The following is a 19786-nucleotide window of genomic DNA, read 5'->3' on the forward strand; positions in this document are numbered from 1 at the left end:
CCATGAAATACTGGAATGAAATGGAAGGAAGTAAATTTTTCAACATAATATTTAGTGAAACAATTGAGATCGACGAGATAAAACTTTTCGCCTTAAACATCGACAACAACCTTTCAACACTGACACTAGCATTCGACATCAAGGAGCTTCCAGACAAGCCTCCGATCAAATGGCAATCCACACAATACAACGCTTGCCGTATCGGAATAACTTTTAGCGATATTAAATGCCTGAAAGCCACCAACATCCCGGCGAAAGAAATTCTGAAATTAAGCATTAATAAAACAGATGAAAGATATTCAATCTTGGCTACATCAAGCGCTTCAGAAATAAACTTCACTGCATCATCATTAAGATTACGGGAGCCTAGCGTCTACTTAACTGCGACACCTCTCTAGCAAAGATTTTCTCGAGGGCCTGAAACAGGCCCTGAAGACTCGCCTTTTCAAACTGTCAGGAAACCACTAACAATCGGTTATTGCTCATCCTCATCCTCTTCATACTCCATATCCGCCTCATCCGAATCATTCAGCGGCACCGTCGCATCATCCATCAACGAACCCGGATCCTCGTTCCCGGGATCATTGATAAACGGCAGCCCGCTCGGGCCTTTTTCTTCCTTGCCTTCGGTTTCGGGAGTCATGGCAAACCTCTTTTTTCGGGGAAGTGTATGACGTTCGAAAAGCCCTGCAGCCAATCGTTCCTGAGTCCTACCTGCAAAAACGAAAAACCCGGCACGAGGCCGGGTTTCTGTTGAACCGCTGATCAATGATGACGGTTCTTGTGTTTATTCTTGTGTTTGTGGCCGCCGCCGGAGTGGGATCCGCCGTCGTCCCCCAGGTTGTTGCCGACCGCACCACCAGCCGCGCCACCTAATCCTGCACCGACCGCCGAACCCGTTGATCCGCCGAGGCTATTACCGATTACTGAGCCACCCGCAGCGCCGAGGCCACCGCCAATCGCGGCTTCGGTGCGATTGCGTTTATTCGCCCCGACCGCACCGCCGGCCGCGCCGCCTACACCTGCACCGACCGCCGCACCTGTGCTGCCGCCAAGTTGGCCGCCAACCACGTTACCCAGTACGCCACCGAGCCCGCCGCCGACGGCTGCCGAACCATCCCCGGCAGCCATCGCGCCTTGCGTCACCAGCAATCCGAAAAACAGTGCAGATAATGACAATCGCATATGAACCTCACAGTTCCCGAATCGGGACAGTCCGCCCAAGCAAGGGCCTATGTGAGATTGGAGACGCTTGTGGGAAAAACGTTCAGCAACGAAAAAGCCCGGCATTGAGCCGGGCTTTTTCTTGACGACGATCAGTCTCAGTGACGCTTGTGACCTTTGGCCAGATTGCTGCCGACCGCACCGCCCGCTGCACCGCCCAGTCCTGCACCGATGGTGGCGCCAGTCCGGCCGCCCAAGCTGTTGCCGATTACCGAACCACCGGCTGCCCCGACACCACCGCCGATGGCTGCTTTGGTGCGGCTGCCCTTGCGAGCCGTCAGTGCACTGCCCGCCGCGCCTGCAACGCCGGCACCCACTGCGGCACCGGTGCTACCGCCCATTTTCTGACCGAGCACATTACCCAGCGCGCCACCCAGGCCGCCGCCCAGCGCAGCGGTGCCGTCACCGGCAGCCATTGCACCTTGAGCAACCAGAAGGCCCAGAACCAGAGCAGGCAGAGTTAAACGCATGAAGAAAACCTCAAAAATTGGGATGACAAAAAGGGCCGGGATTTAATGCTCTCGGGGCGCAAAAGTCCAGACGAATTCAGAGACCTGCGCGCACGTGGCGCCGATTGGACAGCGATTCTGGAAAAGGTTTTATGACAGGCAAAAAAAAGCCCGCTGGGGAGACGGGCTGGAGACTTGCTTTCTAACGGATGGCTTCACCCTACTTCGATCAACGTGAAAAGTTTGTGAAAACCTTCCGAACCATTTCGTCGTCTGCAGGGATTGTTCCCCTCCATTCATCAGGGACAAAAAACCCCGCTCATTTGACGGGGTCGTTCATTGCGCAATTATTTTCGGGCACGAGTTGCGACCTTCGGAAGAAATTTGGCTTTCGGCCCCTTGGGCGCCGTGGATTTGATCTTGCCGGTCTGCACCGGGTCCTCGCCAAAACCTGCCTGGTACTCGGTCTGGCCGCACCGTACGCAGTTGTTGAAGGAAAATTCAGCGCCATCGTCTTCGATATACGGATCAGTCATACCTTCGCCCCTTCGCCATCAGTCGACACCGGCAAAAACCCTTTTGCCTGAAAAAATATCGACCTCCAAGGCTTTTGAGACTAGCCGGTCATTCCTGGACTTGTTATTCAGATCGTCTGATGCCCGACGAATGGCCTACAAAAAATAGACGGGCGAATAAACCATTGGTCCCACATCACTAAAGAATTGCGGAGACAGGCCGTTGCCCTTTTTCATACAAATGAATCTCAAGGAGAGAACATGCAAATCAACGGATTCCCGAATCTGCCCGTCGTAAAGCTCACGGACGAACAAATCGCAGCCGGCAAGGCTGGTGCGGAAAAACTCAAGGACAAGATCGCTTCCGGCGAAATCACCATCAAAAATCCGGGGCCGGATACGCCAGTTCTGCAGCCTGGCGTCATTTACCATCCGAGCCAGCCGGTGCAACCGAGCCAACCCTCCGATACGCCTCCGCTGGTCGCTATCGACACGCCGCTGACCTATGACGATAAAGGTCTGGTGATCCTCAAGCCACAGGGCTGATCGCCAACCTAAAGAGCCCATTCGACTTTTGAATGGGCTCACAGGCCTGACACCCCATCAGCGCAACTTCACCGCCGTCCCCGTCGCAAACACCACAACCATCCCGCCCTTGCCGCCGGGCATGCTGATCTCGAAATCCACCCCGACCACCGCATCCGCCTGCAAAGCGCGCGCCCGCTCGCGAAGTTCTTCCGTCGCCTGCACACGAGCCTCCTTCAACGCCCGCTCCAGCGTCTGCGAACGTCCACCGAAAAAGTCGCGCATACCGGCGAACATGTCGCGGATCACATTGACGCCCTGCACCGATTCCGCACTGACAATGTCCAGGTAGGCGGTGATCTGGCGACCCTCAATGGATTGAGTCGTTGAAATGATCATGGTGTCGTCCTTTTACTGATGAATAAAAGCGCTGATTGTAATGCTCAACGCAACTCCAATCCGCCGCCTGATAAATTCCAGACACCAGAAACCACAAAACCCCTGACTTCTTTCGAAATCAGGGGTTTTGTGTACTAAATGTGGCGGTGAAGGAGAGATTCGAATCCCATGCACAGGAATTTGAAGACGTGCGCCACTGCGGCGCTCACAACCTCTGCTCCGTCGACATCCTCACCGCAGGATTCCCTGCCAGGACATCAGCATCGCCGGCGCCCGAGAAAGTAATCGAGACACCCGGGGACTGCGCGGCGAACGCAGCGGATTGTTTTGGGTTCCTGGCTGACGCCGCGCCAGTGGACGCAATACCTCCAGCGTCTCAATCGCAGCAGTGGCCACGCCCCGCGGATGCCTGGGCTGCCAATACTCTATTGGCCAGCAAAGCCGGATCCCAGATCGCTATGGGTTGTACCACTCTCGTCGCTCACACGAACGGATGGGATCAGATGGCTGAGCGGGAGCGAGCGGCAGCGAGCGGCTGAAGATGATGGGTTTTGCCTCGGACTGGATGCGGCCAACCTTGCAGAGGCTTTCGGTGCCGGAAATGCCGTTGTTACGCAGGTGGCGGAGTGGGTTGGACGGGGGTTAATCAGAGCCGACTGATTCGTTATACGTACGGACATCATCCGTACGGGGATTGACTATCCCCGTACGTACGGCTAGCATCCGTACGGCTGGTAGAAAAATAATATAAATTTTAGACACGAGAATTAGAAACCCTAGAACGAGAGGAGCGACCATGACGTTTAGATGGCCTAAGAGAGTAAGAAAACGAAGATGACAAAAATTTTGAAAGGGAATAGGCATCACCATTTAGTAGGTATTAAACATGACAACTTTAAACAAAACACAGAAGCTGACAAAAACCGCACGACTTGAAATCAAAACCACAGACTTTGCAAAAGATCTAATAAAAAGAGCGGCATCGCTTCAAGGGCTAGATATGACGTCTTTCATCATTGCATCCGCCTTTGAAAAAGCAAAAGCAATTATAGAAAGCCATAAAAAAATAGAGGCCTCAGAAAGAGCCTTTTCGCGTATACAAAAAATCCTCCTGGAGGATGAAACCGCCGCGCCATCTGATGCGCTGCTTAGACTAATGAGGGGACAACATGAGAACAGAAGAGACGCCAAAATGTGAAATTGACCGCAACCTGCTGGTCAATTTTGACAAATACAAATTCTCCAAGACTTTTAGTTGCGGAGTTGATGTGATCGATTCGTATTACAAGGGCAGTTTCAAACGCGCTCTTAAAAGCGAGAACATCAGTGCAATTGGTGCCATCGCCCCAACACTGGAAATCGTAGCGTTCTGTACGCTGACCGTGTCTGATATCGATAAGAAGTTGGCTCAAAACGGTATCGACGACACCAACCTGCCTTCGCGCATCCCTGTGGTACGGCTGGTGATGCTGGGTGTAGACATAAAATATCAGGGTTGGGGCATAGGCCAAACACTCCTGATGGAAGCGTTCAAGCAAGCGGCACGGGTCCATAAAGAAGTCCCGATCAAGGGTGTCTACCTGGATGCAGCACCCAATGCCGTCTCATTTTATGAGGAGCTTGGATTTAAAATCATTGACGAGCCAGATACTAATCAAAGCACGCCAATGTTGATCGGAATCAAAGTGATCCTGAAGGCTATTGCAGCTTCTTAGCATCAATGACTGATTCGCCTGTACTTGTAACAGCAGGCTTGCCTATGTCGCTATCAATGTAACTCTGCCAGCCAGAACTCCATTGATAGCGAAGCCACAAAATATACTCTGTACGGGCCTCTCAGACCGATAGACCCGTACAGCCTTTTATTTTTAACGCTTAGGCCTTGGCTTCTCGTCTTTTACATATCGCACAGGCGGCGGCTTTGGCAATTTAGGAGGGTTAGGCTTATCTCTGATTACCGCTATTTTATCACTTTTGTCGCCACTCATCGTTCACCTCGAAAGATTGACTTCTATCATCTTCTAGCACGATTCGCACTCGTGGGGCATCAGGCTTAGTAGGACCACTGGTCTTTATAGGCGCAGGAGTACTTGTAGGCTGTTTCGCGGAATCTGTATTACTTTTGTCTTTGTCACTCATTTTAACCCCCTTTGATTTTTCTGCATGATCGGCAATAATGGCAATACCGCGCTCCACCTTGCCTATCTGATCACCTACATATTTGTCTATTACCTGATAATTTTTCCGAGGTGATGAGACATCCATATCAAAGCCAACAAACAAAACGCCAGCAACACCCAAAGGCACGAAAGAACACAACAACAATTTAAACGCTTCGTGCACCTTCCTGGAGCGCTCTTGATTAACTTCAGAATTATGGGTCGCACACTCCTCATAAGCATTGCTTAAATAGGTATCCACTTCAGACCTTACATCAACCGCTTGGACACTACCCCCATCACCATCACCCTCCTGTATTGCCTTTTCAACCTCTTCATTATAGCTTACCAACGCACTGCAATAACCTTTCACCTCAAGAGCCGGTGGCATTTGTTTGAAAGTATTACCCCAAAACGCCCTAATAGCGTAATTTAACGAGACTCCCAAACTAGCAAAAAAAATAACTAACGACGCAATTATTGTAGCACCAACAAAAACATAACGATCCAGATCAAGCATGCGTAGCATATAGCTAGAAACCGTTATCACTGCAAGTATCAAAGTAAATACTATCTGCACCCTGATAGTGATTTTCTCCTTGATTTCATTTTCTTGCAGATACATTTTTTCGAAAACAACAAGAAGCTCTTTTACTTCCATTCCTGCCTCTTACAACAGCCTTCACCGTCGTCAAATTGATTAACCGTAAAAACCTCATATACCTTCAGATTAGAATCTGCTATACCAAAAGATGACCGGCTCACGTAACTACAGATTATGATGGCCGTTTGACATTTTCAAGGAGTTTCAGCAATATTTATTAGGGATTAATGTCCGCTGCTCACGCTGACAGCGTGCGCGCGGCCCGTCCTTTCTAGCACCACCGAGACTGCGCATTTTTGCAGCCAGCGATGCACTCAATGTCGCTGAGTGCAATGCCGATAACGGCGATGCGCGCAAGGTGCAAGAGAGCGGAAGCTAGCGGCATCTTCTCCCAGCACCCGAACAAGCTCCACCTTTGTTAGAAATGGAGCCAAGAATGTTAGCAGGCACAATGTCGAATTTTACCCAAAACCATGAAATACAATACGGCCCAAAAACCTCTAAATAAAATCACTTATCAAATTTAGAATATCCAAAAATCAAGAATGCACCATACTGAATCCCATTATTGATCCAGAACATTGGCAACATCTCCCGATCACTCAACCGAGCGTTACTACTACCGAAGTATGAACTGGTTTCCATTTCTGAAGTCGGAACCAGTTGGTGCGTTATCGGGGGCCTGGGCAGTGCCGGCATACTTATGCCAGTCAGTTGCTGACCACCGGCGAGGCGTCGATCGACTGGATTGCGGAACAGATGGGTCACACCAACGGCAACATGATCCGCCAGCATTACGGAATGTGGATAAATGAGGATGGGCCAGATGTTGTCGGGATGTTGTAGTTGGCGCTGAAGATATATCGAATGATGCTACTGCAAGTAAATACGAGTGCTGTATAGCGAATTATCCGCGCCATCTTCCTTTTAAAGTTTCAGCAGAAAGAATTGCCGTAAGGAGAAACGCCCGGCAAAAAAAAACGCGCCCTCTAAAAGGGCGCACTCCTGAAGACTCTATAGACTACCGGAACCTTGAGAACAAGGCTGGAAAGTCTTCGTGCCCCAATTCAATGACTTGCGTGCCACGCCTGGAGAAGTATGTCTTTTTGTACAGCGATGGCTGTTGCTGCCCTTCTACCTCAAGGACAAAAACCGTCTTATCAAAGTAGCTTACACATTTCATATGTGTGCCAACATAAGATTTCAACGGCTCAGAAAGCTCAGAACGATTTATGCGATCAGTTATCATCTGAAACAACTGATCCAAATCCTTACCTAGGAATTTAGCTTCATGCTCGACGCCTGTAACATGAAATTCCCCAAACAAAAGTGGATCAACCCCAAAGAGCTTACTTACACGTAAAGCAGTTTGAGCATTATCAGCAACACCTACGACCACATATCCCTTATGTCCTTTCTGAATATTTGCAATTGCAGCACAGGTCTCCAAAATCTTGTCAAACGACCCGTCATCAAACTTAGGATTATCAGAAAGCTCCAAAAAGCCTTGCTTAAAGTCAAATGCAGCTTGCTCAGTCTTAGAGTTCGTAAGTAAATTCTGCAGCTTAGTCACCCAGTGAACTTTCGCAGGATCCGGATTCAAATCAATTTCGAAATATTGCTGAATAATACCAACAACAGTATTAACCGCTGCAGCCCTATTCTCTGCGCCCCATCGACCACCTTCTTGAATTACAATATGCTTGCCTTTGTTGGTCAAAGCAGCGATCGCGCCGGCCCTATCCGCTACAACCATGCCCTTTTTGACTATCAAGTCATGCATAGCCAAGAATACAGCTTGAAAATATCGAGGTATAGGATTGCCTACTCCGCTAGCAGGGAATAATAGCTGGTAGAAAGATACCCCTGCCTGAACCAACATTAAAACAAGGGCATCATGAGTACGCTGATAATCAAGGTCTACTAAATCAGGGTTTCGACGTCGAATCGCCTGATCCATGGATCGGAATCTATCAAGACTCCCACCTTCGAGGGGTACTCTTGCACCATAATAATCATCGAACAACTCAGTCCTGGATGCTACTGGCCCATCGGATACCATATAGGCAATCACGTCGGCCACAAGCTCTTCATCTCGACTCTGCCGAAGATGATCTTTCGTTAAGATCCCGTGATACACCCAAAACACATTATCTGCATTGATCCCGTATGATAGATCTCGATTAGTAATGCTGATTTTTTTCATTTCATTCAAGAAAAGCGTAACACCGTTAGAAGTATCACCGCGAATTCTTGAAGACACTACGCGCACGCAATCAGCGAAAGCGTTTGTAGCACCTGCCACTCTTAGTTCTTGACGAGACAGTTGACGGCCACCAGAGTTAATTCGCCTAAACACTTCATCAACTGATTCGCCATCAGCAAACTCGTAAATAGAAAGCGGAACCGGGTAAGCAGCTATCGAGAGGCATTTCTCCCGCGCCATCAATGGAGTGCGCTGCACCAAGACACCCCGATCCAGCATATCCTTAGTTGTAGCGAACGTATTCAAATCAAAATAAGTTTCATCGACAGCAAAGTCATTACTAATAAATGACGTAATTGCGTCCATTCGCTGCATGCCATCAATAATTTCTAACTGACCCGCTGGATTATCTTGAGGGTCCGCGAGCAAGATAATAGGTACAGGAAATCCACTAATTATAGAGTCAATAAAGTTTTGCTTTTCTTCAATGGTCCAGATCAGCTTCCGCTGATAGCGTCTATTCACAACGTACTTTCTATCTACATAATTTATGTAAATACGCTCTACCTGCTCGCCCCTGACAATTAGCTCTTGCTGTGGTGAAGCCATATCAACCTCCAGTAAATTTAGCTTCCTTTCGAAGCTCACTACTTTATCAAGCAAAGCAGTAGGAGCATGGTCTATTACCTACATCCCCAACCGTACGCAAATGACATATTAAACACGTCAGCGCGTACCCAGCCAAATTCAAGGAGCCATCACAATCTGGTCATTATCACCACCCGAACGGTGATTTCTACCGATAAATCGAACGTGGCCAAAATGAAGAAGCGCTGCATTCAACACCATCATGCACGAACGTAAACTAGATCGAGACATTGAGGGCAGCTAGGTCAAGCAAATGAATCAACATAAACGACTTCCAGTCCCATCTCAGTCCCATATGGCCTTTTTTCAGACGCCAAAAACCACAAACCCCCGACTTTCTCTAGGAAAATCAGGGGTTTGTGTTTACTGAATGTGGCGGTGAAGGAGAGATTCGAACTCTCGATACAGTTTCCTGTATACACACTTTCCAGGCGTGCTCCTTAAGCCACTCGGACACTTCACCGTATCTCTTCAAACATGTTCTGTCTGTCGAGGCGCGCTAATGTAGTCGAAAGCTTTTCCGATGGCAAACTTTTTTTGCAGAATTTTCATGCGCTTAAGAGAAAAAGCCGTTTGCGCTGCTGACGGCCCATGGCAAACCGGCCAATCTCCGGTGACTGTGCCCCTTCTATATAGAAGCAAAATGGCGAGCTACGCCGGATCAGCCGCGAATCGGTGACTGGCGGGTCAGTCACGGCGCTTTACCTGACCTGCGGCGGTGGGTAACGTCTGCCCATCTTTCTTACAAGGAATAGCGTCATGAGTGAGTTGATTTCCTACCACCTCGAAGACGGTATCGCGACCCTGACCTTGAGCAACGGCAAGGTCAATGCCATTTCCCCGGACGTGATTGCGGCCTTTAATGCGGCGCTGGACCAAGCGGTGACTGATCGTGCCATCGTGATCATTACCGGTCAGCCAGGCATTCTCTCGGGCGGCTATGATCTGAAGGTGATGACAGCCGGCCCTAAAGAAGCGGTGGCGCTGGTGACTGCGGGGTCGACGCTGGCCCGTCGCCTGCTCTCTCACCCGTTCCCGGTGATTGTTGCTTGCCCGGGTCACGCCGTGGCCAAAGGTGCTTTCATTCTGTTGTCGGCGGATTACCGCATCGGCGTCGATGGCCCGTTCAGCATCGGCCTGAATGAAGTGCAGATCGGCATGACCATGCACCACGCCGGGATCGAGCTGGCGCGTGATCGCCTACGTCGTTCGGCGTTTCACCGCTCAGTGATCAATGGCGAGATGTTTGATCCGAAAAGTGCTGTGGATGCCGGGTTCCTCGACAAGGTGGTGTCCGCCGAGGAACTGCAAGGTGCCGCCCTTGCTGCCGCGCGCCAGCTGAAGAAGATCAACATGCTCGCGCACAAAAATACCAAGCTGAAGGTGCGCAAGGCGCTGCTGGAAACCCTCGATAACGCCATCGTCCAGGATCAGGAGCATCTGGGTTAAGCCCAGGCTCAAGCATTGAAGAAAAGCCCGACCCTCGTGTCGGGCTTTTTCTTACACGCTCGGTTGAAAACGCCGTAGCGGCTCTAGGACGGGTCTGACAAGCAACTCTGAAACATGCGCTTAAACATCGCCTATCTCCGGACTCTATAGCGGCAATTGCCGAAAACAGTGCACATCCGTACACTGCGCCACCTTTTGTCCCGGTGGGGCCTGAAAATGCTGTTCGTGTTTCGTATGTTATTGATGGGCCTGCACTTTATTCTGGCGGGCATCCTTGGGGTGATCCTCGGGATATGCCGCCCTTTCAATCCGGACAACAGCCGACTGTGCGCCCGCCTCTACGCGGTCCCGGCGATGTGCATTTTGCGCCTGCGGGTCAAGTCCGATGTCAGCGGTTTGATGAACAAGCCCGACAGTTGCGTGATCATCGCCAACCACCAATCCAACTACGATCTGTTCGTGTTCGGCAACGTCGTACCTCGTCGCACCGTGTGCATCGGTAAGAAGAGCCTGAAGTGGGTACCGCTGTTCGGGCAGTTGTTCTGGCTGGCCGGCAATGTGTTGATCGACCGTGGCAATGCGCACAAGGCGCGACAGTCGATGCTGACCACTACCAATACCCTGCAGAATGAAGACACCTCGATTTGGGTGTTCCCGGAAGGTACGCGTAACCTTGGCGAAGACTTGCTGCCATTCAAGAAAGGCGCGTTCCAGATGGCGATTGCCGCGGGTGTGCCGATCGTGCCGGTGTGCGTCAGCAGTTACATCAAACACATGCGCCTGAATCGCTGGCGCAGCGGGAAAATTCTCATACGCTCGCTGCCGGCGATTCCTACAGCCGGATTGACCATGGATGACATGCCCATGCTGATCGATCAGTGCCGTGAGCAGATGCGCGAGTGCATCGAATCGATGGATCGGCAGCTACAAGCCGCCTGAAAACGAAACCCGCCCTGTGCGGGTTTTCTTTTGCCCGGTGAACTGTGCAGATTTCACTGACTCTGAAGCAGCGACACGGCTAAGCTGAAGCCTTGCATTCCCTGCCATTTGCCAAAAAGAAGTGAATCACCACCATGGGTCGAGTTGTTGCTGCTGCGGTGTACAGCGCGGGTAAGAAAGTCACCAATATTACCCTCGATGAAGGTGCTGCTTGGGCCGCGAAAACCGGTCACTTTGTCTGGATCGGTCTGGAAGAGCCGGACGCTCAGGAACTGTTCAATCTGCAACGTCAGTTCAACCTGCACGAATTGGCCATCGAAGACGCCCTGGAGAAACACAGCCGACCAAAGCTGGAAACCTTTGGCGACGCTTTGTTTATTGTCACCTACTCGCCCATCCGTGAGAACGGCGTTCTGCAGTTCATCGAGACGCACATCTTCGCGGGCAAGGGCTACATCATCACCGCACGCAACGGTCACTCGGCGTCCTACGCCCATGTCCGTCAACGCTGTGAGGCGCGGCCGCTGTTGCTGGAGCACGGAGAAGACTTCGTCCTCTATGCGTTGCTCGATTTCGTCATCGAGAACTATCAGCCGGTGGGCGAAGCGATTCATGCCGAGATTGATGAGCTGGAGCGCAACGTGCTGTGCAGCGCTTTGAACGAGCGCGATATTCAGAAGCTGCATGGCTTGCGCCGCGATGTCGTGCGCCTGCGTCGTTACGCAGCACCGATGGTCGAGATTGGCGAGGAATTGCAGAAGCTCAGCTTTCCGTTTATCGACAAGAACATGCGCCCGTACTTCCGCGATGTGCAGATTCACGTGACGCGGCAAATGGAAGACCTGAGCACTCTGGCCGACATTGCCAGCCAGACCATCGAGATCGGTGTGTTACTGGAAGCGTCTCGGCAGAGCGTGGTGCAGCGCAAGTTTGCTGCCTGGGCGGCGATTCTGGCGTTTCCCACGGCGGTGGCGGGGATTTACGGGATGAACTTCCAGAACATGCCGGAGCTGAGCTGGCATTACGGCTATTTCGGTGTGCTGGGGTTTATTACGGTGGGATGTGTGAGTTTGTGGGCGAGTTTCAAGAAGTCTGGGTGGTTGTAAATCAAAAGATCGCAGCCTTCGGCAGCCCCTACGGGATTTCAGTGTAGGAGCTGCCGAAGGCTGCGATCTTTTGATCTGCTATTAAGCGACCTCAGGCTTGTGCGCCACAAACCGCATCATCCATTCCGCAACCGTCGCGCCATGGTGTTCCTGTTCAAGACTGGCCACACCCTTGCTGTAGATCTGCGAACCCAGTGCTTCCTGACGCAAATCGAGCAGCGCCCGCGAGTAATCGTGAATGAACTCCGGATGGCCCTGGAAGCACAGCACCTGATCATTGATGTGGTACGCGGCAAACGGGCAGAAATCGCTGGAAGCAATCACCGTGGCGTTTTCCGGCAGTGCAGTAACCTGATCCTGGTGGCTGATCAACAGCGTCAGCTCCTCACGCACCGGGCTCATCCACGGCGCCTTCGCCGCCAGTTTGTAGTTGTGGGTGCCGACGCCCCAGCCTTGCGTCGCCCGCTCACTCTTGCCACCGAGCAGCAATGCGAGCAATTGATGGCCGAAGCACACGCCAAGCAGTTTGTCGCCACGCTCGTAACGGTTCAGCAGGTATTCCCTGAGTGTTTGAATCCACGGCTCGGTACCGAACGAGTCGGCCTTGCTGCCGGTGACCAGGTACGCGTCAAAGGTCAGGTCGTCGCTCGGGTATTCGCCCTGCATCACGTTGTAGACGGTGAACTCGGCGGCAATCGGTTGCTGCGAGAACAGGCGCTGGAACATCTGCCCATAACCCTGATATTGATCGACCAGTTCCGGACGCAGGATGTCGGTTTCCAGAATGCAGATGCGTAGCGACATAAAAAATACCTGACACGTGATGGGAATAATGAACACCCCAGAGCCTGCCTTGAAACGCCCTGACAAGGCAAGCCCCGGAGTGCGCCTCCCGTTAGAACATTTCACCCTTTGCCGCTTTGTCCAGCAGCAGCGCTGGCGGGGCGAAACGCTCGCCATATTGCTCGGCCAGGTACTGCGCGCGGGCGACGAAGTCCTTCACGCCGTATTGATTGATGAACTGCAACGCACCGCCGGTCCATTCTGCGAAGCCGATGCCGAAGATCGAGCCAATATTGGCGTCCGCCGTCGAGGTCAGCACGCCCTCCTCCACGCAACGCACGGTTTCGATGGCTTGCACGAACAACAGCCGATCACGTACGTCCTTCGGCGAGATCTGCCCGTCGGCCTTCTCGAAACGCGTTTTCAGTTCCGGCCACAAATACTTCTGGCCACCCGCCGGATATCCATAAAAACCACCGCCAGCAGCCTTGCCCGGACGTTTGTATTCGTTGAGCAGCAAGTCAATCACGGCGAAGGCCGGGTGCTCAATCAGCGGTTTCCCTTCTGCCTGTAGGTCTTTGGCCGTTTGCTTGCGGATATGACTCATCAGGCTGAGGGAAACTTCGTCGGAGATCGCCAGAGGCCCGACCGGCATCCCGGCCTTGCGTGCTTCGGTCTCGATCATTGGTGCGCTGACGCCTTCACCGAGCATGGCGATGCCTTCGTTGGTGAAGGTGCCGAAAACCCGCGAGGTGAAGAAACCGCGACTGTCGTTGACCACGATCGGGGTTTTCTTGATTTGCAGGACGAAATCAAAACCGCGCGCGAGGGTTTCGTCGCTGGTTTGCGCGCCTTTGATGATTTCCACCAGCGGCATTTTTTCTACCGGACTGAAGAAATGCAGGCCGATGAATTTGCTTTGATCCGGCACGGCGCTCGCCAGTCCGGTGATCGGCAAGGTCGATGTATTGGAAGCAATGACCGCATCTGCGCCGACCACCTGCTGCGCGGCCAGAGACACCTTGGCCTTGAGCTCACGATCCTCGAACACCGCTTCGATGATCAGATCGCACCCGGCCAGATCGGCATCGCTTTCGGACGGTGTGATCCGCGCCAGCACTTGATCACGCTGCGCAGCATTCATCTGGCCACGGGTGACTTTTTTGTCCAGCAATGCCGCCGAGTGCGCTTTGCCTTTCTCGGCAGCCGCGAGGTTGATGTCCTTGAGCACCACCTCGATCCCCGCCGAAGCACTGACAAACGCAATCCCGGCGCCCATCATCCCGGCACCGAGCACGCCAACCTTCTGTGTTTTATAAGGCGCAAAACCCTGAGGCCGCGAACCACCGGCATTGATTTCGTTGAGCTGAAACCAGAACGTGCCGATCAGGTTTTTTGAAATCTGCCCAGTGGTCAGCTCGGTGAAATAACGGGTTTCAATCAGGTGCGCAGTGTCGAAATCCACTTGCGCGCCTTCCACCGCCGCGCAGAGAATTTTCTCCGGTGCCGGCATTGTCCCTTGGGTTTTACTGCGCAGAATCGACGGTGCAATCGCCAGCATTTGCGCAACTTTCGGGTTCGACGGCGTACCGCCGGGAATCTGATAACCCTTCACATCCCAACGCTGCACCGCCGTCGGATTGGCGACGATCCACGCGCGCGACTTGGCCAGCAACTCGTCGCGATCCGCCGCCAGCTCATCAATCAAACCGGCCTGCAAGGCCTGTTGCGGCCGCACTTTCTTGCCTTCCAGCAGGTACGGCAGCGCCTTCTCGATCCCGAGCATGCGCACCATGCGCACCACCCCGCCGCCGCCCGGCAGCAGGCCGAGTGTCACTTCCGGCAGACCGAGCTGCACCGACGCATCGTCCAGCGCCACGCGGTGATGGCAGGCGAGACAGATTTCCCATCCTCCACCCAACGCCGCGCCGTTAATCGCCGCGACCACCGGTTTGCCGAGGGTTTCCAGGGTGCGCAGTTGCCCTTTGAGGGTCAGCACCATGTCGTAGAAAGCTTTGGCTTCGGGCTTGCCGACTTTGATCAGCTCATTGAGATCGCCGCCGGCAAAGAAGGTTTTCTTCGCCGAGGTAATGATCACGCCGGCAAGGCTGTCTTTTTCCGCCAGCAGTCGGGCGACGCACGCGGCCATGGCCTCGCGGTACACGGCGTTCATGGTGTTGGCGCTCTGGCCCGGCATGTCGATGGTCAGCACGACAATGCCGTCCTGAGCTTTTTCGTAACGAATGGCTTCGCTCATAACAAGGTTCCTTGAATTTCGGGGCTCAGAGGCGTTCGATGATGGTTGCAATGCCCATGCCGCCGCCGACGCACAGCGTCGCCAGGCCATAGCGCAGGCGCCGCGCTTCCAGTTCATCGAGCAGGGTGCCGAGGATCGCGCAACCGGTGGCGCCCAACGGGTGGCCCATGGCGATGGAGCCGCCGTTGACATTGACCTTGGCCGGGTCGACGGCCATGTCCTTGATGAACTTCAACACCACCGAGGCAAACGCCTCGTTGACCTCGAACAGGTCGATGTCTTCGACGCGCAGCCCGGCCTTGGCCAATGCCTTGCGGGTGGCCGGCGCCGGGCCGGTGAGCATGATGGTCGGGTCGGTACTGGTGACCGCCGTGGCGACGATTCGCGCCCGAGGTTGCAAGCCCAGCGCCCGCCCCTTGGCCTCGGAGCCGATCAACATCAGCGCCGCACCGTCAACGATCCCCGAGCTGTTGCCGGGCGTGTGCACGTGATTGATTCGCTCGACATGGCTGTAGACCCGCAGCGCGGTCGCGTCGAAGCCCATCTGCCCGATCATTTCGAAACTCGGCTTGAGCTTGCCCAAGCCTTCAAGGGTCGATTCGGCGCGAATGAATTCATCATGATCGAGCAGGATGATGCCGTTCTGATCCTGCACCGGCACCAGCGATTTGTTGAACGAGCCGTCCGACCGCGCCCGTGCGGCTTTCTGCTGCGAATGCAGCGCGTAGGCATCGACGTCATGACGGCTGAAGCCTTCGAGGGTGGCAATCAAGTCCGCACCAACGCCTTGCGGGGTGAAGTGGCTGTGCAGGTTGGTCTGCGGATCCAGCGCCCAGGCACCGCCATCGCTGCCCATTGGCACCCGCGACATCGACTCGACACCGCCGACCACCACCAGGTCTTCGAAACCGGAGCGCACTTTCATCGCGCCGAGGTTCACCGCCTCCAGCCCCGAAGCGCAGAAGCGGTTGATCTGCACGCCCGCGACGCTGACGTCCCAATCAGCCACTTGCACGGCGGTCTTGGCGATGTCCGAACCCTGATCACCAATCGGCGTGACGCAACCGAGCACCACGTCATCGACCTGGCTGGTGTCCAGCGAAGTGCGTTCCTGCAAAGCGGTCAGCAAACCGGCCAGCAGATTCACCGGTTTGACGCTGTGCAGGGCGCCGTCTGCCTTGCCTTTGCCGCGGGGCGTGCGTAACGCATCGAAAATCAAAGCTTGGGTCATGACGTCCTCGAACCTGTGCGGTGAGTGATTGCTTGTGCCTTCACTCTTGACCCGTGCGGTCGTGGATTCAATGACCACAGCGCTCAATGCGGTTGACGCACACGCTCAGACGGACGGTCATCGGGCGTCGGGTGAACCGGTTCAGGTCGGCGAGTTGTCTAGCCAGCGGGCGGCAAAGAAGCTGGCAATACGCCTCATGCCTTTTTAATCGCAATTTCTTAAAGCTCCATATGAAATGGATCTAAGCCAAGCGTGACGCGGGCCCTAAGGTAGTACTTGTACGTCAGAGTCGTCGGGTTTTGCCGAGGCCGGCGTCCTTCAACAGGAAGTGCACCGCTTGCCGTCATGGATATGCAGGCAGGCATCAGGAAATAACAATAAAGGCGGTCAAGCCATGTTCAAACAACCGAAAGTTCGTCAAGCAGGGCTCATTCTTTTCGCCACGACGCTGTTGTTGATTTTGCCGAATCTGACCAAGGTCATCGGCTGAATCGAGCGGCAGGTATATCTATCGCCACTGAATATGTGACTGGCCCGCTACCCGGGCCAGCGTGGCTGTGCCAACCTTTGCGCACTTCCACGACATGGACGGCGATCATTTGAAAGCGCTCATCGTATTCGGGGCCCTGCTGCTGAGCATGCCCTTGTCTGCCGCGCAGTTGCACTTGCAACTGGGCGAAAACAGTCGCACCTGGCAGACCGAGGAGTTGCTCAAGCATCCTCAGGTGCAAAGCATCACCATCAAAAACGACGTGTCCTACAAGAAGGACATGGTCTATCGCGCCGTGCCGGTGGCCGCGTTATTGACCGGGATTAAACCCGAGGATCATCTGCAAGCAGTCGCACTGGACGGCTTTGCTGCGGAATTGGCGGCGGCGCCATTGCTCAATGGCGAAGGCGCCCGAGCCTGGCTGGCGATTGAAGATCCGGCGCATCCGTGGCCACCGTTGTCGAAAGACAAGCACAGCGCCGGACCGTTTTATCTGGTGTGGACGAATCCGCAGGCGGGCAACATCAGCCCCGAGCAGTGGCCGTTTGAAGTGGCGAGCATCAAGCGCATGGCGCCGGTGGCGGAGCGCTTCCCTGCCCTGCTGCCTGATCCGGCGTTGAGGAAAGATGATCCGGTGAATCTGGGTTTTGCGTTATTTCAGAAGAATTGCCTGGCGTGTCACCGATTGAACGGTGCCGGGGATGCGCAGTTCGGGCCGGATCTGAATATTCCGTATAACCCGACCGAGTATTTCGGGGCGGATTTCCTGAAGCGCTACATTCGTGATCCGCAGAGTTTGCGTCAGTGGCCGCAGGCGAAGATGCCGGGGTTTTCGGCAGAGGTGTTGCCGGACGGGGATCTGGATTTGCTTGTGGGTTATCTCAAGCACATGGCCGGACGCAAAATTAAGCCCTGAAACCTTGAGCCTTGGGTGGCTATTTCTGGCCTCATCGCTGGCAAGCCAGCTCCCACAGGTTATGCGCTGACTTTGAATCAGCGGTAATCCTGTGGGAGCTGGCTTGCCAGCGATTGCGGTACCTCGGATCTACTGTTGTTGCACGGAGATGATCGGGGTGGGTGAGACGAATACTTTCGCGTGCATCTGCTCACACCCACCACCCCGGCGCATGCCGCGCACCGGGCAGGCGTCGAGGTAATCCAGACCCACCGCCAGCTTCAAATGCCGCTCCGGCCGCGCCAGTTCGTTGGTCACGTCAAAGCTGTACCACGCGTCATCCAGCCACGCTTCGGCCCAGGCATGGCTGGCCAGATGCTCGCAATCTTCGCTGTACAAATACCCCGACACGTAACGCGATGGCACGCCCAGACTGCGTGCGCAGGCCAGAAACGCGTGGGTGTGATCCTGACAAACCCCGGCACGCCCGGCGAAGGCTTCAGCGGCGCTGGTGTCGACCTCGGTGGAGCCCGGCGTGTAGGTCATGTGCTGATTCAAGCCGTGCATCAGATCGATCAACGCCGTGCGGTCGCGCCGCTGCTTGCAGGACTTCTCGGCGAATGCGCGCAAAGCCTCATCGGCCTCGGTCAACCGGGTAAAGCGCAGAAACGGCAGCGCCGACTGGCTCTCGTGTTCAGCCTCGCGCAATTCATCGATATCAACCTGACCACGCGCACCGATGATGATCGCTTCGTGCGGTTCGTCCATGGTCAGCACATGCAGGATGTTGCCGAACGGATCGAGTTGCGCGCGCACCGGACGCGGCAGGTCGAGTTGCCAGCTCAGCACATGTTGACGCTCACTGTCGTGGGGGGTCAACCGCAGGTACTGGATGCTCGCCCGCACCTTATCTTCGTAGTGATAGGTGGTCTCGTGGCTAATGGAAAGTCTCATGCAGCCTCCAGGTAGGAACTGTGAATGGCGTTACCCAACTGGCGCACCAGCGGGATGAATTCGGTCAGCCAGGCATGCAGGCCTTCCTCGAGGATTTCGTTGATGCCGGTGTAGCGCAGGCGCGCGTCCATCTCGGCGGCCAAGCGTTGCGCGGGAAGACCGTTGGCCCCGGGCAGTTGCGCGAGAATCTGGTCGATCTCTTCGGTGCAGGCGCGCAGCGAACGCGGCACGTCGGCGCGCAACAGCAGCAACTCGGCGACGTGCCGCGCGCCCGGCGCATCACGGTAGATCTCGGTGTAGGCCTCGAACGACGACAGCGCACGCAGCAAGGCACTCCATTGGTAGTACGCGTGGGCGGTGCCATCGCTCACCGCTTCGGCTTGATCGCCAGCCATTTCGTAGCGGGCATCGAGAAGCCGCAGCGTGTTGTCCGCGCGCTCGATAAACGTGCCGAGACGAATGAAACGGAACGCATCGTTGCGCATGATCGTGCCGTACGACGCACCACGAAACAGGTGCGAACGCTCCTTGATCCACTCGCAGAAACGGCTCATGCCGTAGCGGCTGAGGCCCTGTTCGGCGATCCCGCGAATCTCCAGCCATGTCGCGTTGATGTTCTCCCACATGTCCGCCGTGATGCGTCCGCGCACTGCATGGGCACTGGCTCGCGCGGCGCCGAGGCAGCTGTAGATGCTCGCCGGGTTGGCCGCGTCGAGGGCGAAAAAGTGCAGCAAGCGTTCGGCATGCAGCGCGCCGTGACGCTCCAGATAATCCTCAAGGGTGCCGGTGATCAACAGCGGCATTGCCAGTTCGTGCAAGCCATCACCGCGACCGTCCTGCGGCATCAGCGACAGCGAATAACTGACGTCGAGCATCCGTGCGAGGTTTTCCGCCCGCTCCAGGTAACGCGACATCCAATACAGATCCGAGGCAGTTCTACTTAACATGGCAAG

General features: G+C 54.5%; 20 protein-coding genes, 1 tRNA gene and 1 pseudogene. 9 read left to right on the forward strand and 13 right to left on the reverse strand.

From position 1 onward, the window contains the following. Window positions 1-2: 2 nt before the first annotated feature. Window positions 3-398: an Imm50 family immunity protein gene (locus ACQ4MY_RS14880; RefSeq protein WP_440095665.1), complete on the forward strand. Its 396-nt coding sequence runs from the start codon at window positions 3-5 to the stop codon at window positions 396-398. A gap of 77 nt (window positions 399-475) precedes the next feature. On the opposite strand, the gene ACQ4MY_RS14885 is transcribed toward ACQ4MY_RS14880, so the two are convergent. The 4 genes from ACQ4MY_RS14885 to ACQ4MY_RS14900 form a co-directional block, all read right to left on the reverse strand. After that, the gene (locus tag ACQ4MY_RS14885) at window positions 476-643 is read right to left on the reverse strand and encodes a hypothetical protein (protein WP_163005296.1); all 168 of its coding nucleotides are present in this window, start codon (window positions 641-643) and stop codon (window positions 476-478) included. Between the two features lie 122 nt (window positions 644-765). Further along, window positions 766-1185 (reverse strand): YMGG-like glycine zipper-containing protein, encoded by a 420-nt coding sequence (locus tag ACQ4MY_RS14890; protein ID WP_008080984.1) that lies wholly within the window; start codon window positions 1183-1185, stop codon window positions 766-768. A gap of 137 nt (window positions 1186-1322) precedes the next feature. Continuing rightward, window positions 1323-1694, reverse strand: a complete 372-nt coding sequence (locus ACQ4MY_RS14895; protein WP_008080982.1) for a glycine zipper domain-containing protein — start codon at window positions 1692-1694, stop codon at window positions 1323-1325. Between the two features lie 326 nt (window positions 1695-2020). Beyond that, a complete protein-coding gene (locus tag ACQ4MY_RS14900; protein WP_008080981.1) occupies window positions 2021-2209 on the reverse strand; it encodes a hypothetical protein in 189 nt (62 codons plus the stop codon). Window positions 2210-2449: 240 nt separating this feature from the next. Here ACQ4MY_RS14900 and ACQ4MY_RS14905 point away from each other — a divergent pair, with 240 nt between their 5' ends. Further along, window positions 2450-2734, forward strand: coding sequence for a hypothetical protein (locus ACQ4MY_RS14905; RefSeq protein WP_008080979.1), 285 nt, complete (start codon window positions 2450-2452; stop codon window positions 2732-2734). A 57-nt stretch (window positions 2735-2791) separates the two neighbouring features. On the opposite strand, the gene ACQ4MY_RS14910 is transcribed toward ACQ4MY_RS14905, so the two are convergent. Further along, window positions 2792-3112 (reverse strand): YbjQ family protein, encoded by a 321-nt coding sequence (locus ACQ4MY_RS14910; protein ID WP_008080978.1) that lies wholly within the window; start codon window positions 3110-3112, stop codon window positions 2792-2794. Window positions 3113-3998: 886 nt separating this feature from the next. Between ACQ4MY_RS14910 and ACQ4MY_RS14915 the strand changes: the two genes are divergently transcribed. Further along, the gene (locus tag ACQ4MY_RS14915) at window positions 3999-4310 is read left to right on the forward strand and encodes a DUF1778 domain-containing protein (RefSeq protein WP_440095667.1); all 312 of its coding nucleotides are present in this window, start codon (window positions 3999-4001) and stop codon (window positions 4308-4310) included. Beyond that, window positions 4282-4827 carry a GNAT family N-acetyltransferase gene (locus ACQ4MY_RS14920; protein WP_440095668.1) on the forward strand — a complete coding sequence of 182 codons (546 nt, stop codon included), beginning with the start codon at window positions 4282-4284 and terminating at the stop codon, window positions 4825-4827. The genes ACQ4MY_RS14915 and ACQ4MY_RS14920 overlap by 29 nt, the downstream gene beginning before the upstream one ends. 253 nt (window positions 4828-5080) lie before the next feature. On the opposite strand, the gene ACQ4MY_RS14925 is transcribed toward ACQ4MY_RS14920, so the two are convergent. Further along, window positions 5081-5932 (reverse strand): hypothetical protein, encoded by an 852-nt coding sequence (locus ACQ4MY_RS14925; protein ID WP_440095669.1) that lies wholly within the window; start codon window positions 5930-5932, stop codon window positions 5081-5083. A gap of 609 nt (window positions 5933-6541) precedes the next feature. Here ACQ4MY_RS14925 and ACQ4MY_RS14930 point away from each other — a divergent pair. Further along, a pseudogene (locus ACQ4MY_RS14930) lies at window positions 6542-6721 on the forward strand (site-specific integrase); the annotation flags it as partial. Window positions 6722-6896: 175 nt separating this feature from the next. Here the strand turns inward: ACQ4MY_RS14930 and ACQ4MY_RS14935 are convergent. Together ACQ4MY_RS14935 and ACQ4MY_RS14940 are read right to left on the reverse strand one after the other, a co-directional pair. Further along, window positions 6897-8690, reverse strand: a complete 1794-nt coding sequence (locus tag ACQ4MY_RS14935; protein WP_440095670.1) for a GmrSD restriction endonuclease domain-containing protein — start codon at window positions 8688-8690, stop codon at window positions 6897-6899. Between the two features lie 412 nt (window positions 8691-9102). Further along, a tRNA-Ser gene (locus ACQ4MY_RS14940) sits at window positions 9103-9192 on the reverse strand. 296 nt (window positions 9193-9488) lie between these two features. Here ACQ4MY_RS14940 and ACQ4MY_RS14945 point away from each other — a divergent pair. The 3 genes from ACQ4MY_RS14945 to ACQ4MY_RS14955 all read left to right on the forward strand — a co-directional run bounded on the left by ACQ4MY_RS14945 (window position 9489) and on the right by ACQ4MY_RS14955 (window position 12223). Then, a complete protein-coding gene (locus tag ACQ4MY_RS14945) occupies window positions 9489-10178 on the forward strand; it encodes a crotonase/enoyl-CoA hydratase family protein (protein ID WP_008080965.1) in 690 nt (229 codons plus the stop codon). A 216-nt stretch (window positions 10179-10394) separates the two neighbouring features. Continuing rightward, window positions 10395-11117, forward strand: coding sequence for a lysophospholipid acyltransferase family protein (locus ACQ4MY_RS14950; RefSeq protein ID WP_440095671.1), 723 nt, complete (start codon window positions 10395-10397; stop codon window positions 11115-11117). A 134-nt stretch (window positions 11118-11251) separates the two neighbouring features. Further along, window positions 11252-12223: a magnesium and cobalt transport protein CorA gene (locus ACQ4MY_RS14955; protein ID WP_008080962.1), complete on the forward strand. Its 972-nt coding sequence runs from the start codon at window positions 11252-11254 to the stop codon at window positions 12221-12223. A gap of 81 nt (window positions 12224-12304) precedes the next feature. Here the strand turns inward: ACQ4MY_RS14955 and ACQ4MY_RS14960 are convergent, their stop codons facing one another. From ACQ4MY_RS14960 to ACQ4MY_RS14970, 3 genes are all read right to left on the reverse strand, one after another. Then, a complete protein-coding gene (locus tag ACQ4MY_RS14960; protein WP_440095673.1) occupies window positions 12305-13027 on the reverse strand; it encodes an amidotransferase in 723 nt (240 codons plus the stop codon). A 91-nt stretch (window positions 13028-13118) separates the two neighbouring features. Continuing rightward, the gene (locus ACQ4MY_RS14965) at window positions 13119-15263 is read right to left on the reverse strand and encodes a 3-hydroxyacyl-CoA dehydrogenase NAD-binding domain-containing protein (RefSeq protein ID WP_440095674.1); all 2145 of its coding nucleotides are present in this window, start codon (window positions 15261-15263) and stop codon (window positions 13119-13121) included. A gap of 25 nt (window positions 15264-15288) precedes the next feature. Continuing rightward, window positions 15289-16494 carry an acetyl-CoA C-acetyltransferase gene (locus ACQ4MY_RS14970; RefSeq protein ID WP_440095675.1) on the reverse strand — a complete coding sequence of 402 codons (1206 nt, stop codon included), beginning with the start codon at window positions 16492-16494 and terminating at the stop codon, window positions 15289-15291. 584 nt (window positions 16495-17078) lie between these two features. Between ACQ4MY_RS14970 and ACQ4MY_RS14975 the strand changes: the two genes are divergently transcribed. After that, entirely contained in the window at window positions 17079-17900 is an 822-nt protein-coding gene (locus tag ACQ4MY_RS14975; protein WP_440095797.1) for a c-type cytochrome, read from the forward strand. Between the two features lie 129 nt (window positions 17901-18029). Here the strand turns inward: ACQ4MY_RS14975 and ACQ4MY_RS14980 are convergent, their stop codons facing one another. Beyond that, window positions 18030-18833 (reverse strand): transglutaminase family protein, encoded by an 804-nt coding sequence (locus ACQ4MY_RS14980; protein ID WP_008080952.1) that lies wholly within the window; start codon window positions 18831-18833, stop codon window positions 18030-18032. Next, window positions 18830-19780 (reverse strand): alpha-E domain-containing protein, encoded by a 951-nt coding sequence (locus ACQ4MY_RS14985; RefSeq protein WP_440095676.1) that lies wholly within the window; start codon window positions 19778-19780, stop codon window positions 18830-18832. The genes ACQ4MY_RS14980 and ACQ4MY_RS14985 overlap by 4 nt, the downstream gene beginning before the upstream one ends. Window positions 19781-19786: the final 6 nt, after the last annotated feature.

The sequence above is a fragment of the Pseudomonas sp. SM4 genome (assembly GCF_051913165.1).
GTDB lineage: Bacteria > Pseudomonadota > Gammaproteobacteria > Pseudomonadales > Pseudomonadaceae > Aquipseudomonas.

What these genes read in the sequence shown, in the direction of transcription:
- ACQ4MY_RS14880 (WP_440095665.1), top strand. Translation starts at nt 3, where the DNA reads ATGAAATACTGGAATGAAATGGAAGGAAGTAAATTTTTCAACATAATA.
- ACQ4MY_RS14885 (WP_163005296.1), bottom strand. Translation starts at nt 643, where the DNA reads ATGACTCCCGAAACCGAAGGCAAGGAAGAAAAAGGCCCGAGCGGGCTG.
- ACQ4MY_RS14890 (WP_008080984.1), bottom strand. Translation starts at nt 1,185, where the DNA reads ATGCGATTGTCATTATCTGCACTGTTTTTCGGATTGCTGGTGACGCAA.
- ACQ4MY_RS14895 (WP_008080982.1), bottom strand. Translation starts at nt 1,694, where the DNA reads ATGCGTTTAACTCTGCCTGCTCTGGTTCTGGGCCTTCTGGTTGCTCAA.
- ACQ4MY_RS14900 (WP_008080981.1), bottom strand. Translation starts at nt 2,209, where the DNA reads ATGACTGATCCGTATATCGAAGACGATGGCGCTGAATTTTCCTTCAAC.
- ACQ4MY_RS14905 (WP_008080979.1), top strand. Translation starts at nt 2,450, where the DNA reads ATGCAAATCAACGGATTCCCGAATCTGCCCGTCGTAAAGCTCACGGAC.
- ACQ4MY_RS14910 (WP_008080978.1), bottom strand. Translation starts at nt 3,112, where the DNA reads ATGATCATTTCAACGACTCAATCCATTGAGGGTCGCCAGATCACCGCC.
- ACQ4MY_RS14915 (WP_440095667.1), top strand. Translation starts at nt 3,999, where the DNA reads ATGACAACTTTAAACAAAACACAGAAGCTGACAAAAACCGCACGACTT.
- ACQ4MY_RS14920 (WP_440095668.1), top strand. Translation starts at nt 4,282, where the DNA reads ATGAGAACAGAAGAGACGCCAAAATGTGAAATTGACCGCAACCTGCTG.
- ACQ4MY_RS14925 (WP_440095669.1), bottom strand. Translation starts at nt 5,932, where the DNA reads ATGGAAGTAAAAGAGCTTCTTGTTGTTTTCGAAAAAATGTATCTGCAA.
- ACQ4MY_RS14935 (WP_440095670.1), bottom strand. Translation starts at nt 8,690, where the DNA reads ATGGCTTCACCACAGCAAGAGCTAATTGTCAGGGGCGAGCAGGTAGAG.
- ACQ4MY_RS14945 (WP_008080965.1), top strand. Translation starts at nt 9,489, where the DNA reads ATGAGTGAGTTGATTTCCTACCACCTCGAAGACGGTATCGCGACCCTG.
- ACQ4MY_RS14950 (WP_440095671.1), top strand. Translation starts at nt 10,395, where the DNA reads ATGCTGTTCGTGTTTCGTATGTTATTGATGGGCCTGCACTTTATTCTG.
- ACQ4MY_RS14955 (WP_008080962.1), top strand. Translation starts at nt 11,252, where the DNA reads ATGGGTCGAGTTGTTGCTGCTGCGGTGTACAGCGCGGGTAAGAAAGTC.
- ACQ4MY_RS14960 (WP_440095673.1), bottom strand. Translation starts at nt 13,027, where the DNA reads ATGTCGCTACGCATCTGCATTCTGGAAACCGACATCCTGCGTCCGGAA.
- ACQ4MY_RS14965 (WP_440095674.1), bottom strand. Translation starts at nt 15,263, where the DNA reads ATGAGCGAAGCCATTCGTTACGAAAAAGCTCAGGACGGCATTGTCGTG.
- ACQ4MY_RS14970 (WP_440095675.1), bottom strand. Translation starts at nt 16,494, where the DNA reads ATGACCCAAGCTTTGATTTTCGATGCGTTACGCACGCCCCGCGGCAAA.
- ACQ4MY_RS14975 (WP_440095797.1), top strand. Translation starts at nt 17,079, where the DNA reads ATGGACGGCGATCATTTGAAAGCGCTCATCGTATTCGGGGCCCTGCTG.
- ACQ4MY_RS14980 (WP_008080952.1), bottom strand. Translation starts at nt 18,833, where the DNA reads ATGAGACTTTCCATTAGCCACGAGACCACCTATCACTACGAAGATAAG.
- ACQ4MY_RS14985 (WP_440095676.1), bottom strand. Translation starts at nt 19,780, where the DNA reads ATGTTAAGTAGAACTGCCTCGGATCTGTATTGGATGTCGCGTTACCTG.